The sequence below is a fragment of the Siminovitchia fordii DSM 16014 = CIP 108821 genome, from assembly GCF_000374565.1.
GTDB lineage: Bacteria > Bacillota > Bacilli > Bacillales > Bacillaceae_C > Siminovitchia > Siminovitchia fordii.
This window is the reverse complement of sequence record NZ_KB894688.1, coordinates 257,478-273,530: the sequence shown is the minus strand read 5'-3', so window position 1 is coordinate 273,530 and position 16,053 is coordinate 257,478. Positions and strand designations below refer to the sequence as shown.

At 38.8% G+C, this 16,053-nt stretch carries 14 protein-coding genes and 1 pseudogene; 13 read left to right on the top strand and 2 right to left on the bottom strand.

The window, feature by feature from the left end:
- Positions 1-864: ATP-binding protein (locus tag C509_RS0108730; RefSeq protein ID WP_018706546.1), on the top strand; the 864-nt coding region annotated here is incomplete at its 5' end.
- Positions 865-1,033: 169 nt separating this feature from the next.
- Here C509_RS0108730 and C509_RS0108725 read toward each other — a convergent pair.
- Complete coding sequence (locus tag C509_RS0108725; protein WP_018706545.1) at positions 1,034-1,786, bottom strand: IclR family transcriptional regulator; 753 nt, start codon at positions 1,784-1,786, stop codon at positions 1,034-1,036.
- Between the two features lie 847 nt (positions 1,787-2,633).
- On the opposite strand from C509_RS0108725, the gene C509_RS0108720 reads away from it, so the two are divergent.
- From C509_RS0108720 to ptsP, 12 genes are all read left to right on the top strand, one after another.
- Entirely contained in the window at positions 2,634-2,834 is a 201-nt protein-coding gene (locus C509_RS0108720; protein ID WP_018706544.1) for a cold-shock protein, read from the top strand.
- 360 nt (positions 2,835-3,194) lie between these two features.
- Positions 3,195-4,031: a class II fructose-bisphosphate aldolase gene (locus C509_RS0108715; protein ID WP_018706543.1), complete on the top strand. Its 837-nt coding sequence runs from the start codon at positions 3,195-3,197 to the stop codon at positions 4,029-4,031.
- Positions 4,000-4,749 (top strand): triose-phosphate isomerase, encoded by a 750-nt coding sequence (locus C509_RS0108710; protein WP_245542452.1) that lies wholly within the window; start codon positions 4,000-4,002, stop codon positions 4,747-4,749. The genes C509_RS0108715 and C509_RS0108710 overlap by 32 nt, the downstream gene beginning before the upstream one ends.
- Before the next feature lie 2 nt (positions 4,750-4,751).
- Positions 4,752-5,264, top strand: a complete 513-nt coding sequence (locus tag C509_RS0108705; protein ID WP_018706541.1) for a YjbQ family protein — start codon at positions 4,752-4,754, stop codon at positions 5,262-5,264.
- 162 nt (positions 5,265-5,426) lie between these two features.
- Positions 5,427-7,394, top strand: a complete 1,968-nt coding sequence (locus tag C509_RS0108700; protein ID WP_018706540.1) for a BglG family transcription antiterminator — start codon at positions 5,427-5,429, stop codon at positions 7,392-7,394.
- A gap of 43 nt (positions 7,395-7,437) precedes the next feature.
- Positions 7,438-7,887, top strand: coding sequence for a PTS sugar transporter subunit IIA (locus C509_RS0108695; RefSeq protein ID WP_018706539.1), 450 nt, complete (start codon positions 7,438-7,440; stop codon positions 7,885-7,887).
- A gap of 14 nt (positions 7,888-7,901) precedes the next feature.
- Positions 7,902-8,186, top strand: a complete 285-nt coding sequence (locus C509_RS0108690; RefSeq protein ID WP_018706538.1) for a PTS sugar transporter subunit IIB — start codon at positions 7,902-7,904, stop codon at positions 8,184-8,186.
- A 12-nt stretch (positions 8,187-8,198) separates the two neighbouring features.
- On the top strand, positions 8,199-9,524 hold the full coding sequence (locus C509_RS0108685) for a PTS galactitol transporter subunit IIC (RefSeq protein WP_018706537.1): 1,326 nt from the start codon (positions 8,199-8,201) through the stop codon (positions 9,522-9,524).
- Between the two features lie 21 nt (positions 9,525-9,545).
- Positions 9,546-10,187: a ribulose-phosphate 3-epimerase gene (gene rpe, locus C509_RS0108680; RefSeq protein WP_018706536.1), complete on the top strand. Its 642-nt coding sequence runs from the start codon at positions 9,546-9,548 to the stop codon at positions 10,185-10,187.
- Between the two features lie 250 nt (positions 10,188-10,437).
- Complete coding sequence (locus C509_RS0108675; protein ID WP_018706535.1) at positions 10,438-11,916, top strand: aldehyde dehydrogenase family protein; 1,479 nt, start codon at positions 10,438-10,440, stop codon at positions 11,914-11,916.
- 324 nt (positions 11,917-12,240) lie between these two features.
- The gene (locus C509_RS0108670) at positions 12,241-12,507 is read left to right on the top strand and encodes a phosphocarrier protein HPr (RefSeq protein ID WP_018706534.1); all 267 of its coding nucleotides are present in this window, start codon (positions 12,241-12,243) and stop codon (positions 12,505-12,507) included.
- 3 nt (positions 12,508-12,510) lie between these two features.
- A complete protein-coding gene (gene ptsP, locus C509_RS0108665) occupies positions 12,511-14,241 on the top strand; it encodes a phosphoenolpyruvate--protein phosphotransferase (protein WP_018706533.1) in 1,731 nt (576 codons plus the stop codon).
- A 394-nt stretch (positions 14,242-14,635) separates the two neighbouring features.
- Here ptsP and C509_RS24735 read toward each other — a convergent pair.
- Positions 14,636-16,018: pseudogene (locus C509_RS24735) on the bottom strand (aminotransferase-like domain-containing protein).
- Positions 16,019-16,053 lie beyond the last annotated feature (35 nt).

Genomic DNA, 16,053 nt, shown 5'->3' with positions numbered 1-16,053 from the left:
GGCCGAGGCATCCGGGTGGCCAAAACAGAAGAAGAATTGGTCAAAGGAATTGAAATTACCCAGCAGGAGGCAGCAGTCGCATTCGGAAATCCCGGGGTATATATTGAAAAATATATCGATGATTTCCGTCATGTCGAAATTCAGGTTTTGGCAGATACCCACGGAAACACCATCCATTTGGGAGAGAGAGACTGTTCCATTCAGCGGAGGCTGCAAAAGCTGTTGGAAGAAACCCCGTCACCTGCAATCAATGAGACTATGCGTGCAAAAATGGGACAGGCGGCTGTAAGAGCGGCGGAGGCTGTTGATTATACTGGTGCGGGAACGGTTGAATTCATTTTCGACCATAGAAATCAGGAGTTTTATTTCATAGAAATGAACACACGCATCCAGGTTGAACATCCTGTGACAGAAATGGTGACAGGAATTGATCTGATTAAAGAGCAAATATATGTAGCTTCAGGGAAAGAGCTCTCCGTCAAGCAGGAAGAAGTGGAATTCAATGGCTGGTCCATAGAATGCCGGATCAACGCCGAAAATCCGGAGAAAGGCTTCATGCCATCTGCAGGAAAAATTGAAATGTACCTGCCGCCAGGAGGGATGGGGGTACGTGTGGATTCGGGCGTATACCCTGGTTATACGATCCCTCCTTACTACGATTCCATGATTGCGAAATTGATTACTTACGGTTCTACAAGGGAAGAAGCCATTGCGAGAATGAAACGTGCACTCGAGGAATTTATCATTGAAGGAGTGCACACGACGATCCCTTTTCACTTGCAGTTGCTGGAAAATCAAACGTTTGTGAGTGGGGATTTCAACACGAAGTTTCTTGAGCTGCATCCTGTGATGAATACAGATTGATACATGAAGAAAGCCGCAAGGCGCCGTCCAGCGACGTACAAACTTTTGACAATCGCCGTGCGCCTGGAGCTGGACAAATCAAATCATCATTCGAATTACACTTTCTTAATCGTTAAAAAGACGTTTCCAGTCTGAGAGATTGGAAGCGTCTTTTCATTGGATAGATACTTTAAAAAGTGCCATGATACCCGAACTTCGAAGAAATGGCAAAAGCCGCAGCTTGAACCTCCTCAATAAGTTTCGGTATTTCCTTCTCCGTAAAGTCCGCAGTGATTCCCGCAATGGTGATGGCTGCGAATGCCTCGTTTTTATGATTGAAGATCGGCGCGGACAATCCTGTCGTATGATCATTGACTTCTGAATGGCTGAGGACATATTGGTCTTTAACGTTGTTTTTTAAAACTTCACATAACTTATCCTTATCTGTAATTGTATTGGACGCAAGCTTTTGGAGGGAGATGCTGTCTAAGTATGCTATTTGCTTTTTCTCTGGCTGGAAAGCTAAAATAATCCGTGCAGGAGAACCAGCGTAAAGGGGCGTCTGTCTACCGATACTTGAACCTATCTTAATCGGATGCTCAGTTTCCAAAGATGCAACCGTAATCACTTTATCCCCTTGCAGAAGGGATAACATGATGGTTTTTCCTGTCTTTTGATATAGCTCCTCCATTGTCGGCATAGCAATCTGGTTGATATCTAACCTTTCCGAAACCAGATGTCCCAGTTGTAGAATCTTCAACCCGAGGGAATAATCTCCATTGTTGTCTCTTTCCAAAAAACCAATAGTCTCAAATGATTGCAGTATTCTTAATGTTGAAGTTTTGGGTCTGCCTGAAAGCTGAATGATTTCAGTCAAGCTTAATTTCGGGTGAACAATGAAAAGATCAAGAATATCCATTGCTCGGACAATCGTTACATTCATTGGCTTGTCTCCTTCAAAAGCACATATAAAATCTGTATAAGTATAATTATCATAATTTATTGCTTATTTAGTGAATAGTTTAGCATATTTTTGACAATCTTTTAATATCACAAATGAGTCGGGGCTGTTTCTGCAGTTCGAATAACCCGCCTGAATTTAAAATGAACCACTTTTAGATACCTTGTTCCTACTGTAGTAGGATTTCCGGCAGCAATGAGTAGAATTGGGACTTTCTTATACAGACCGAAAAGATAAAACTTGGTTATAAGCTCCTAAAAGCCTTCAACCTCTTTTGTCCAAGGTCCCCAAGTTTTAATGTGACCCACCTAGTTGTGCAAACAGTGACCCACTTCCTGCCAATATTACAACCAATACAAGGGATCAGTTTCGCTATACGAATAGTCTTTTTGCAGCTGCCAGCTTATTGTTTGTCTTGCCGGGAGGATTGACTTCAGTAGCTTGAACAGACTTTATATGAAAAAGTTCTAAAGCCCCAATATCATTGATTCATAATTCATTTCGTTTGTAAAAGTTCACATTACGTATAATTTAAAGGCCAGTCATGACGGCTAGTCCGAACTGTTCCGAGTGAATCTGATCTCCAAGATTGGTGCGGGCCGATTTAAAGTGATAAGCTTATAGGTGGAGGCACTTTGATTTGAAGACAAAGACTCATTACCTTTATAAAAAATTCACGTCAAAAAATTTGCTATTTTAAGACATATCTGTTACTCTTAAGAGGAGTTATTTTTGCTCTTGCAGATTGAGAAGTGATTTGGTTTTCGTCTAAGGTATTTGAGCAAGGATAGTAACAAAAGTGCGATAACCGCACCAGGAGGCAACAATTATGGAACAAGGTACAGTTAAGTGGTTTAATGCAGACAAGGGTTTTGGATTCATCGAACGTGAAGCAGGAGAAGATGTATTTGTTCATTTCTCAGCGATTCAAGGAGAAGGGTTCAAATCTTTAGACGAAGGTCAAAGTGTAACTTTTGACGTTGAACAAGGACAACGTGGTCCACAAGCAACGAATGTTCAAAAAGCTTAAGTGCTTGCCAATGACAGGCCCTGTATGCAGGGCCTGTTTTTTTTGTGCTCCATTTTTCAGATGATCAATCCTGTCTTTCTACAGTGATTTCAAACCCTTTACATAGAGATCCCCGGTGTTCACGCCCTTTCCAGAAACCCTCATGTAATTAAATTCCCACTATTTTTGGCGTTTCTTCCATCGATGTCTATGCCTGTTTTCAGAGGATGACCTCATAAATATAATTGTTGCAACCTCAAAGAGTGAGACATTTTTTTTTTCATCATTATTATGGAACTAAAACAAAATGACTAGTAAGCGTTTACATGATAATTTTAATTTAAGATATTTCAATATACAAAGGAGGGTGGAAGGAAAACAATGCTAGTTACATCAAAAGAATTGTTTGACATCGCCTTAAAGAAACGATTTGCTATTCCAGCTACGAATTTTGTAGATCAGAATACTTTACGTGCTTATATGACTGTGGCTGAAAAACGACAGCTGCCGCTTATCATCTCATTTGCTCAAGCTCACAGTGAAGTGATGAGTTTGGAAGAAGCTTCCCTGCTTGGCAAGCATTATGCACATCATGCTAGTGTTCCCGTAGTACTCCATTTGGACCACGGCCAAGATATAGACTTTGTCAAAAGAGCAGTTGATCTTGGATTTACATCTGTGATGATTGATGCCTCTCAAGATCCCTTTGAAGAAAATGTCCGCAAGACAAAAGAAATAATCGAGTATGCGCACCCAAGGGGAGTTGTTGTAGAGGCAGAGATTGGACACGTTGGGGCAGGAGAAAACTACGAAAATCACGAGCATACGGAATCCTTTTATACTACTGCAGAAGACGCAAAACAATTTTATGAGGAAACCAATGTAGATTCTCTGGCTATATCTATCGGTACTGCACATGGAAATTATGTTGGAACACCAGAGATTAACTTTAACAGGCTAAAGGAAATTTCTCAGGTCGTACCAGTCCCTCTTGTATTGCACGGCGGATCTTCTTCCGGAGATGCAAACCTAAGGCGCTGCGCTTTAGATAGAATTGTAAAAATCAATATCTTTACCGATTTAATGAATGCTTCCACTAGGAATCTATCGGCTGAAGAGCGGGATTATTTTGAAGTTCAAGAACATCTGCGTACTGGTATAGAATCAGTTCTTGATCATTACTACAATGTCTTTAACACTCAAACAGTTGGTATCTGACTGGGAAAGGATGACAGTAGATTTGTCGAGAAAGAAAATGAAAGCACCTTTTTTTGTTGTCAATCCTAAAAGTTTTTTATTCGGGAAGCCCCTGATGGATTTGGCTCATTATGCTGATCAATTAGCCAAAGAGCATCGTATAGATATCTTGTTTACAGCTCCTTTGACAGAATTGGCAATAATCGCTCAAGAGTGTCCAAATCTAATTGTCACGTCACAACATATGGATAACATTGTACCTGGCGACTCAATGGGACGAGTGCTCCCGGAATCTTTAAAGCAGATTGGTGTCCAAGCAGTTGTCGTGAATCATGCTGATAAGCCTATACCATTTTCAATCCTTGCCAGCACAATACAGCGGGCAAAAGAAGTTGGATTGCTGACAATCGCCTGTGCTGACTCCATTTCAGAAGGTCAAGCTATGGCACTATTAGGACCAGATATTGTCTTGGCGGAACCAACGGAACTTATTGGCCGGGATCAAATGAGTGATCGGGTCTATGTGACATCAACAATTGAAAAAATAAAAGAAATTAACCCTGCCATTTTAGTGGAACAAGGAGCTGGGATTCGTTCAGAAAAGGACGTTGCTGAGCTGTTGCAACTTGGAGCCGATGGTGTTGGTGTAACGAGCGGCATCGTTAAAGCTGAGAATCCCAAAGAAATGATGAAAAGAATGATACAGGCAGTAGCCCTTCATCAAAAAGAAAGGAAGTAATTATGACGGTTTATTCTGGAAAGTTGACTCTTACATCTCACGGCGACCGGGTAACCTATCATGAAATTACCGAGCAAGTAAGAGAACATGTGGCAAAAAGTGAGATTAGAGAAGGTATTTGTGTCGTCGCTTCTCCCCATACAACATGTTCGGTTATTTTCGAAGAATTATCGCACGATACAAACTACTATGGCTATGAATATCTGCAAGTGGACTTAAACAACCTTTTGGATAAGTTAATTCCGCGCTGCACATCGGAAAGACAATATTATCATCCAGGACCAAACCATATTAAAGTTGGATTAGAAGACTTTAAAGGAAAAATTAGTCCGGACGCCTATACTATGCTGAACACAGATGCTCATCTAAAAAGCACGCTTCTTGGCGCAAGCGAAACTTTTGTAATCGAAAATGGAGAATTACAAATTGGATTAGTAGGCTATATCTATTTTATCGACTGGGACCAAATTCGTAAGAGAGATCGTACATGTCATATTAAAATCATCGGTGAATAACCGGGGTATGAATGATCTTTGGGGCAGGAAAAGGCATTAAACAAGAATGCCAGTTTTTAATAAGGCCTGTATGTTCTATCAATATCAATACTATTTTTCCAGACAAATGAATGTAAGAATAGTAATGAAACTGTAACTACATTAAATGGGGAAGTGTCAATATTGTTTGATATAACAGCGCGTCAAGCAAAATTGATTGAATTATTGTCTAAAAATGAAAAATATTATCCTGCTAAATATTATGCTGATTTTTTAAACGTATCAGAGCGAACCATCTTTAATGACCTGGCAAAGCTGGAAGGGTTATTTAAAATTTTTGATATTGTCATTGATAAAAAACCGAATCAAGGCATTAAGCTTCGTGGAGACATCACTTCATCAGAAAATTTCATTCATCATATGATCAATAAAGTAAAGGCAGATGAATCCACTAGTTATTCGTCATTGGATCGGCAAGTATTAATCACAAAACGGCTGTTAATAGAAAATAAGACGGTCACCTACCAGTCTTTATCAATAGATCTCTTTATCAGTACGACTTCGATTATTAAAGACATAGATCGGATTCGAAGCTTCATGGATGATGAAGTAAGACTCATTTCAGATGTTAAAGGTACACGGGTTCAAGGAACAGAGATTGGTATCCAAAAAACAATCAAGCGTCTGGCTTATTATTTGATAGAACAAGAGATGCATCATTACTCCTTATCTTCTTATGCCAAAATACTTGAACGCCTATTCGACAAAGATGTTATAAATAGAGTTTTTCAATCCATGCAGGAATTAGTAGCAGTATTGGATCTCAGTATTTCCGAACAATACTTGAAGTCCCTTTTTATTTCCTTATTGATACTAACGGAGCGCTCCTATCGGGGCTTTCATTTACATGATTTACCCGACATACAGTTGGAGGGGACCGAATATTTAACAAACTATCCATTAGCAGTCGAAATTTGCCATAGCATTTCTTCTCACCTGGGCTTTCATTATACAGAATTAGAGCACAGATATATCAGTAATCAATTGCTGGCACATCGTATAGAGGTCAAAGTGAATAACAAATACATTGAGAAACTCTTTTCTAAGGACGTTCAGCAAATGATTGCAGATGTAAGCAAAGCAATAGACATCGATTTAACTGCTGATGACAAACTTTACGACTCACTTATTTACCATGTGTTTCCTATGATTTATAGACTCAAATCAGACATCTACGTCTATAACCCCTTATTAGATGAAATTAAAGGTAACTATGGTGTTATTTTTAGAATCATATGGTACGTAATGGAAAGTTTCGAAAAAAAGTATGATGTTAAGCTAACGGACGATGATATTGCCTTTATTACCATTCACTTCCAAGTGGCCATTGAACGGAAAGAGCAAATGTCACAAATTTTGGTTGTTTGCCAAACAGGGCTCGTGACATCCGATTTGATTATCAATCGCATTAAAAATCTTTTACCTGCCAATATACAATTTAAGCTCATTGCGAAGCCGCAATTAAAAGATGAAGATCTATCTAAAGTTGACTTTATCATTTCTTCAGTTCAACTGGATGATGTCACCAGGCCTGTTGTTTACGTATCTCCATTAGTTAGAGATACGGATTTGATGAAAATTTACTCTTACTATCTGGAATACTCGTCCAACAGGAAGAAAAAAGAAGATAGTGAATTGGCCTCCAGCATGATTTCAACTTATTTAAACAGACGGTATATATTCTTAAACGAAGAAATGGCCACAAAAGAAGAGTGTTTAGATAAAATGATTCATCTGCTTGAAAAGGACGGGGTTGTAAAGGAATACTTCAGGACTTCGGTCTACGAACGTGAAAAACTAGGGAACACGTTGGTTCAAGGATGGGTTGCTGTTCCCCACGCCCTATCATCAATGGCGAATGAAACGAAGATTGCCATTATGACGACCAAACAACCGATTAAATGGAACAATGAATCATACGTATCTTTAATTATATTATTGGCAGTAGCGGAAAAGGATATCGTCCATATTCGTGAATTACTGGGACATCTCTATAAAATCATTTTAAAGTCAGAGAGTCTGGAGAAGAGTCATTTTATTAAGAATCTAAACCAACCCGATGATCTGATCGCCTTATTCCAAGGCCAGTAAAGGTCCATCATCTTTAATATATCTATTCTTTGGAGGAAACAACATGTATGTGGAAGAAGACTTGGTTTTCTATAATCAGCCTTTAGTTAATCAGATCGAGGTCTTTGACTTTATGGCGGATGAACTGGAAAAGAAAGATTATGTAACGACTGGTTTTAGAGAAGCTATAAAAAAACGTGAGCAAAAATTTCCAACTGGTCTGAAATTGAGTGATATGAATGTGGCCATTGTCCATACGGAGGCCGTTTTTTCTAAAACAGAGAAACTAGTGGTCATCAAACCAGAGAAACCAGTTATGTTTAGAAATATTGAAAACCTTGAGCCGATTGATGTGGATTTAGTGATAGGACTCATTTTAAATGATAGCAACAAACACTTGGAGATTCTAAAAAAAGTCAGTCAGCTTTTTCAAAATCAAGAAATGATGAAAGATATTCAAAACGTTAAATCTCAAGATGAATTGTCATCTTTAATGCAAAATTACTTTAATTAAAAGGAGCAAGTATGATGAAAAAGCACATTGTTATTGCATGTGGAGCAGGTCTGGCCACTTCGACTATGATTCTAAAAAAAGTAGAAGAGCTTCTGGAAGGGACAGGGATTAATTATACGATTACCCAATGTCAGATTTATGAGTTGGATTCTTACGATGGAAAGGCAGATTTGTTTGTTACCTCTATGAAAATAGATGAAACAAAATATAAGACGCCAATCGTTGTCGGAACCCCATTTTTAGTTGGGATTAACGAAGAAGCAGTGAAAGAAAAAATCACTCAGATACTTTTAAAATAAGGAGGTGTCCATATGGTAGTCATCGATTATTTCCTATCTCTGGGATCAAGCGTGTTTGTCCCCCTTGTTTTGATTTTAATTGGTCTTGTTTTAAGGCAAGGGGTGTTAAGCTCTATCCGCAGTGGTATTACTGTCGGGATCGGATTTATCGGTTTAGGCTTGGCGATTTCCTTAATTTCCAATACGCTGGAACCGGCAGTGAACCAAATTGTGGAACGTTTTTCCTTTAACTTGACTGTTATCGATATCGGTTCCGGCGCTGCGGCAGGGGTTGCTTTCTCCACATTAATCGGTGCTCTTATTATTCCCGCGGTGTTTATTCTAAACCTTGTCTTATTAGTTATTGGTTTTACGAAGACCATGAACATTGATATCTTTAACTATTCTCATTATGCTTTTACAGGTGCTGTTGTCCACTTGATGACCGGCAGTGTTGTGATAGGTGTTGGAGCCAGCTTGATTCAAGCAACTTGGTCGCTTTTGTCAGCTGATTATTCGGCTAAAAAAGTTCAAGAAACACTCGGTGTTGATGGAATTTCAATTCCACAAGGATATGCAGCAAGTACTGTCCCCCTCTTTAGCATTTTAGATAAAGTATATGACCGTATACCATTTTTGCGAAATTCAAAACTGGATTTGTCTCATTTACAGGGACGTATTGGTATGTTCGGTGATCCTGTTATTATTGGAGCTGCACTTGGTATCATTTTAGCCTTATTGGCGGGTTATAACTTTGTTGATGGAGCAAATTTACTCATGGGTGTGGTTGCCATTATGGTCTTATTCCCCCGTATGGTAAAAATCATCGTGGAAGGGTTACTTCCAATTTCTGAAGCGGCAAAAAGTTTCTTTAACAAGCGTTTCAATGGAAAAGAAGTCTTCATAGGATTAGATTCTGCGATCACTCTAGGTTTACCAACCACACAAATCGTTGGTACTATGTTGATTCCTATCACACTGATATTAGCGGTGATTCTGCCTGGCAATAAAGTATTGCCGCTGGGTGACTTAGCTTTTGTTGCTTTCTTTACATGTATGGCGACCATTATTCATAATGGTAACATTTTAAAGACCATTATTAGTGGTGTTATTAATATGATTGGAGTCCTTTATATTGCAAGCTGGTTTGCTCCCTATTTCAGCAAACTTGCTGCGAACAGTGGGGCTACCGATATTAAAGGGCAAACAACCGCTCTTTGGAATGGGAATGTATTTGATTTCATACTAGCCAATATAGCCCGCTTTGGAATTGTCGGACTTATTGTGCTAATCGTTATTACGATACCGATTGGCCTTTATATTAAGAAAGTGACGTCCACCCCAAAATCTGCTGAATGAAATAGAAAGTGAGTGTATCTATTGATCGTATCTACTTCTATATTAAGTGCTGACTTTCTGAATTTGGAAAGAGATATCAAACGTTTAGAAACGGCTGGGGCAGATTCTATTCATATTGATATTATGGATGGTGTATTTGTTGCCAATCCGACGTGGGGGCCATCGACTGTAAAAGCCATTCGACAAGTAACTTCCTTGCCTCTAGACGTCCACTTGATGATCGATAAACCTGAACGCTTAATAGATGACTATTTGAGAACAAGTGCAGACTATATCATCATTCATCCTGAAAGCACAGTGTATTTGAGAAAAACACTCCTTCAGGTTAAAAATTATGGTACCAAAGCTGGAGTAGCAATAAAGCTCGAAACCCCAATTGATATCATAAGAAATTGTCTGGATTTGGTAGACATCGTTCTCTTGCTAACTTGTGATGAAGGTTTCGGTGGACAAACTTTTCACCCATTTTCCATAGAGAAAATCTCGCAAGTGGCAAAGTGGCGTTCTGACCAAGGGTTACACTTTAAAATTGAAGTTGATGGAGGAATTAATCCTGAAACTGGAAGGCAGTGTAAAGATGCCGGGGCTGATATTTTAGTTGCTGGGTCCTATATTTTTAACCACGAGTTAGATAGGGCGATTAGGGCATTGAAAGAAGTATGAAATTCTTGATTTGTAAATATCTAAATATTCAAAAATAACAGGGCGAAGATCAGGATTTTATCAAAAGCATCGTTGTTATTCAGGAGGCTTTCTAGAACACTCCAGTACAAAGTGGATCTGTTCAAAACGGGTCCACGAAGGGCTTGTATAAGTTTTATGATGATGATGGGGGTATATAATGAAACCTTACCAGTTGTTTCGAACTACTTTAGGCTAGTATAAATCAATCATGAAATGGAGGTCCTTTATAATGACTCAGACTATAAAAATATCTAAAAAGGTGTCAGATTTTTTAAATGGTACAAAGAAAATGTTTATTGGTGGAAATTTTGTAGAATCTGTTTCAGGTAAAACATTTGAAACCTATAATCCTGCAAATGGAGAAGTATTAGCTCATGTCAGTGAGGCCCAAATTGAAGATATCGATAAAGCGGTTTTATCCGCCAAAAAAACTTTCGATGATGGCCCATGGTCTAAGATGAGTGCAGCTGAACGCGGAAAACTAATGTATAAACTTGCGGAGTTAATTGAGCAGAACAAACAAGAGTTAGCTGAAATTGACTCTCTTGATAACGGAAAGCCGCTTCGTGAAGTGTTGGAAAACGATATTCCTAATGCTATAGGTCAATTCCAATATTTTGCGGGATGGACAACCAAGATCCTTGGACAAACGATCCCGGTCTCAGGATCATATTTCAACTACACACGCCATGAACCTGTTGGTGTTGTCGGACAAATCATCCCATGGAATTTTCCGTTGATGATGGCTGCCTGGAAAATTGCTCCGGCACTTGCAACGGGCTGTACTGTTGTATTGAAACCGGCTGAGCAGACACCACTATCTGCACTCTATCTTGCGCAGCTTGCAGCTGAAGCAGGTTTCCCTGAAGGAGTGATAAATGTTGTTCCAGGTTTTGGTGAAACTGCGGGAGATGCACTTGTAAAACATCCACATGTCAACAAAATTGCATTTACCGGTTCTACTGCTGTCGGAAAGTACATTATGAAAACAGCCGCGGACACAATGAAACGCGTGACACTTGAGCTGGGTGGAAAATCACCGAACATCATTTTGCCGGATGCAGATCTAAGCAAAGCGACACCAGGAGTTTTTTCAGGTATCATGGCTAACCAAGGAGAAGTATGCAGTGCCGGATCAAGAGTATATATCCAGAAGAAATTGTTCGATAAAGTAGTGTCTGATTTAGTGACATATGCTAAGAATGTCAAGCTGGGAAGCGGTTTATCTCCTGACACAGATATGGGTCCACTTGTTTCCAGAGAGCAGCAAAACCGTGTTGTCCATTACATCAATAAAGGGAAAGAAGAAGGAGCAGAGATGTTATCTGGGGGAGGCTATACTGATAAAGGATATTTTGTAGAGCCGACAGTCTTTGCCGATGTTGATGAAACAATGTCCATAGCAAAAGAAGAGATTTTTGGTCCGGTTGTGGCAGCAATGCCTTATGATGATTTGGATGAAATCATAGATCGTGCAAATGCTTCACCATTCGGTCTTGCTGCCGGTTTATGGACGGAAAATCTAAAGAATGCACATTATGTTGCGAATCGTTTGAAGGCAGGTTCAGTATGGGTAAATTGCTACAATTTAACTGATCCGGCTTCACCTTTTGGCGGCTATAAGGAGTCTGGGTTCGGGCGTGAAATGGGATCATATGCTTTAAACAATTATACAGAGGTTAAGAGCGTTTGGATCAATTTGGACTAACCGGAAAAAAGGAAATCCCGATTTTGAATCTGAGTGGTTACAGACTGAGTTTAATGTGGCAGCCTTGACTCCACCAAATCCGAAAAAAGGGACATCTATATCCTTGAACAGGGAGCGAATATGGAGAATTCGTGTAAGGAATAGAGCTAGGTCGATGTAAACACTGAAAAGTGTCGAACTCACTATATCAAAGTGATCTTTTGTATAACCAGGATTTCTGTTTTTATAAGACAGTTTCAAATCAGAAAGCCCATCCTGCTTTATCACTCTATTAAATTTAAGTACTCAACAATAGATTAAGACATTAAGGAGCGATTGGTTGAAATGAAAGAAAGAATTTTTAAAGTGATTGACAGTACAGGAATTCATGCGCGCCCAGCATCTATTTTAGTCCAGTCTGCAAGCAAATTTGATTCAGAAATAAATATTGAGTTTAACGGTAAAAGTGCAAACCTGAAATCAATAATGGGTGTCATGTCGTTAGGGATTCCTAAAGATGCTGAATTTAAAATTATTGTCTCTGGTTCAGATGAAGACGAAGCGATCTCTGTACTTTCTGAGACAATAACACAACAAGGATTGGGTGTTTAAATCTTGATCACTTTAAAGGGAATCAAAGCATCAGCTGGTATTGCCATTGCCAAAGCTTATCGTTTGGAAGAATTGGTTTTAAAAACGGAAAAACGAGAAATAGAAGATAAAGAATTAGAAATACAGCGATTTAAAGATGCGATCATGAAAGCCAAAAACGACCTTAAGGAGATAAAAGAGCATACTCAACAAAAATTAGGCGCTGATAAAGCAGACATTTTTGCAGCACATTTGCTTGTTTTGGAGGATCCTGAGCTATTAAACTCCGTTGAGCAAAAAATCATTAACGAAGGCTTAAATGCTGAATTTGCTACCCAAGAAATTGTCGATATGTTTGTTTCTATGTTTGAATCTATGGAAAATGAATATATGAAAGAGCGGGCAACAGATATTCGGGATGTGACAAAACGTGTTATCGCCCACCTTTTAGGCGTCCATGTCCCAAACCCAAGTATGATCAATGAAGAAGTAGTAATTGTTGCAGAAGATTTGACACCTTCAGATACAGCTCAATTAAACCGCCAATATGTAAAAGGGTTTGTAACAAATATTGGAGGGAGTACTTCCCATTCTGCCATCATGGCGCGTTCAATGGAAATCCCGGCAGTAGTCGGAACTAAAGGGGTAATGAATCATGTTGACAACGGGTCAATCATCATTATTGATGGGCTCGATGGAAAAGTTATCATCGACCCACACCCTGATATCATGACAGAATTTGAAAAGAAAAAAATAGCCTATGAATCTCAAAAGATTGAATGGAAAAGGCTGGTCAATTTACGTACAGTTTCAGCAGATGGATATCCTATTGAACTTGCTGCAAATATTGGCACTCCTGAAGATATACAAAGTGTTCTTGAAAATGGCGGAGAAGGTATTGGTTTATATCGTACAGAGTTTTTGTATATGGGGCGTGAACAGCTTCCAACAGAGGAAGAGCAATTTACAGCCTATAAAACAGTATTGGAATGCATGGAAGGAAAGCCTGTTGTAGTTCGTACTCTTGATATTGGAGGGGATAAGGAACTGCCATATTTAAACTTTCCAAAAGAAATGAACCCATTTTTAGGGTTCCGAGCCATTCGATTATGTTTAGAAGAACAAGAAATGTTCCGCACTCAGCTCCGGGCTTTGTTGCGTGCCAGCGTGTACGGCAACTTAAAAATCATGTTCCCAATGATTGCTACGATTGAGGAATTTCGTCAGGCAAAAGCAATTTTATCGGAAGAAAAAGAAAAACTTCAATCTCTGGGGACAGCTGTTTCTGAAAGTATTGAAGTGGGAATGATGGTCGAGATTCCTGCTTCCGCAATGATGGCAGACCTGTTTGCGAAAGAAACAGATTTCTTTTCCATTGGAACCAATGATTTAGTACAGTATATGATGGCTGCAGATCGTATGAACGAGAGCGTTTCCTATCTTTATCAGCCGTATCACCCTGCCATTCTCCGATTGATAAATAATGTGATTGAAGCTGCACATAAGGAAGGCAAATGGGTTGGAATGTGTGGCGAAATGGCTGGAGATCCAGTTGCGATCCCACTCCTTTTAGCATTAGGATTAGATGAATTTAGTATGAGCGCAACTTCAATTTTGCCTGCGCGTTCACAAATCCAACACCTTTCGAGAGAAGAGGCAATCGGTTATAAAGAGAAGATCCTGGCAATGAGTACATCTGATGAAGTTGTAAATTTCGTAAAAGAACAATTCTTATTAACAAAATACAAAGGTTGAGGGGTCTGACCCCCTTTACCATAGTAAAAGGTTATTGTTTAACCTGTTTACGATTATTCGTAAAAATCAATGATACAGGTGCTCCTTCATTAGCTTTTTCTCCTCAGAAATATTGTCCTTTTATAAAGAATACTAGTAGTAAATACAGCACGTTTTGATCAATCAAAACGTGCTCTTTAAGTTCATTAACGTTAATATCTTTATTCTTAGTATCTAGAGCCTATATATTATTTTTGTATAATATGGTCATTTAAAATTATCTTTGGGTTTCCTGAAGGTATCTTTAGAAGCACAGGAAGTTGTTCCTTCGCCCCAAATATCTGTCATTTCGTAAAATGATATACAATCTCAGCAATAGCGTTACCCAGATTATCTTTAATCCAAACGCCTCCCGTCATTTAGAAAGAGATTGCGCCACTGCAATAAACCTTTTTACCCCTTCACTTAGTTGTTTTTCATTTGCGTAAGAATAACTTAGACGTATCCAAGATGATAGTTTTTTTAATGGATCACAAACTTGACCGGGCACAAAGGATATAGATTGTTCGATACTTTTGGTTAACAATAATTCAGTTGGAAGTTTATCTGGGAGCTGCACCCATAAATTAAGACCTCCTTTTGGACTGGTCCATTTCCAATCTGTTACCACTAGCTCTTCCTCCATGATTTCTTTTCGAATCTGTAGGGCGATCCGGATTTTCTCCAAGTGCTGCTGCAATCTTAGTCATGAAAAGTAATGGAGAAAGATTTTTTGATTGAGAAGTGGTGAACCATTATCAGCTAACGATTTTACTGTTAGAAGTGAATTCATTAATGATGATTGACAAATAACAGCCGCAATTCTCAAACCAGGAGAGATATATTTGCAAAAGCTTCGGATATAAATGACTGTCCCAGCAGTATCATATGTGTACATTGGCGGTGGTGGGGCATGAGTAAAATATATGTCGTGATAGGCATCGTCCTCAATTAATAGACATCGATATTGTTCAGCCAATTCTACTAATTTTTTGCGCTGCTCTACTGTAACAGTGTAGCCAGTCGGGTTATGGAATGTTGGGTTGAGATAAAATAGGCGTGGTTTATATTGTTTCATATATAATTCAACCTGATTTAAATCGTATCCGTCTGGATGAATATCAATCGTTATAAACTGTGCTCCTTGTGCTCTAAAAATATCAATCGCAGCACTGTAGCTTGGACGTTCAATTAAAACGACGTCTCTTGGCTTAATAAAAGTTTGAGCGATTAAGTGAATCGCTTGCTGTGAGCCAGAAGTGATTAACAGATTATCTGCATTGAGATGAGTTTTATACTGGTTGATAAAATATTGAGTGAGTGTTTCACGCAGCTCTAAATCACCTTGCACAGTTGAGTAGGTTGCAAGTACTTTTGGATAAAGGTCAAACACTTTCTTCACGTAATCTGAAAAATAATGATTAGGCAAAAGATTTGGATCAATTAACGCCTGAGAAAAATTATAGGAAACAGGTGATTGATGGATCTCAGATAAATGATTTTTTTGTACGTATGCAGAAACAATTGGATTGTCCAGATCTAGATATTCAAGATTTTTCGTCACATTTGATTGGACAAAATAGCCTGCTTTATCTTTTACATAAACTTTGTCATGCTGTTTCAGTAATTGATAAGCCTTTAATACTGTTAATCGATGAACATTCAATTCAGATGATAATTGCCGGACGGAGGGAATCTTTTCATGTTCTTTCCATTCATTACGCTCTATTCGGTGCAGTACATAATCATATACTTTCATAAAAAGATAATCCCTATTTTGAATCGCTTGGCTCA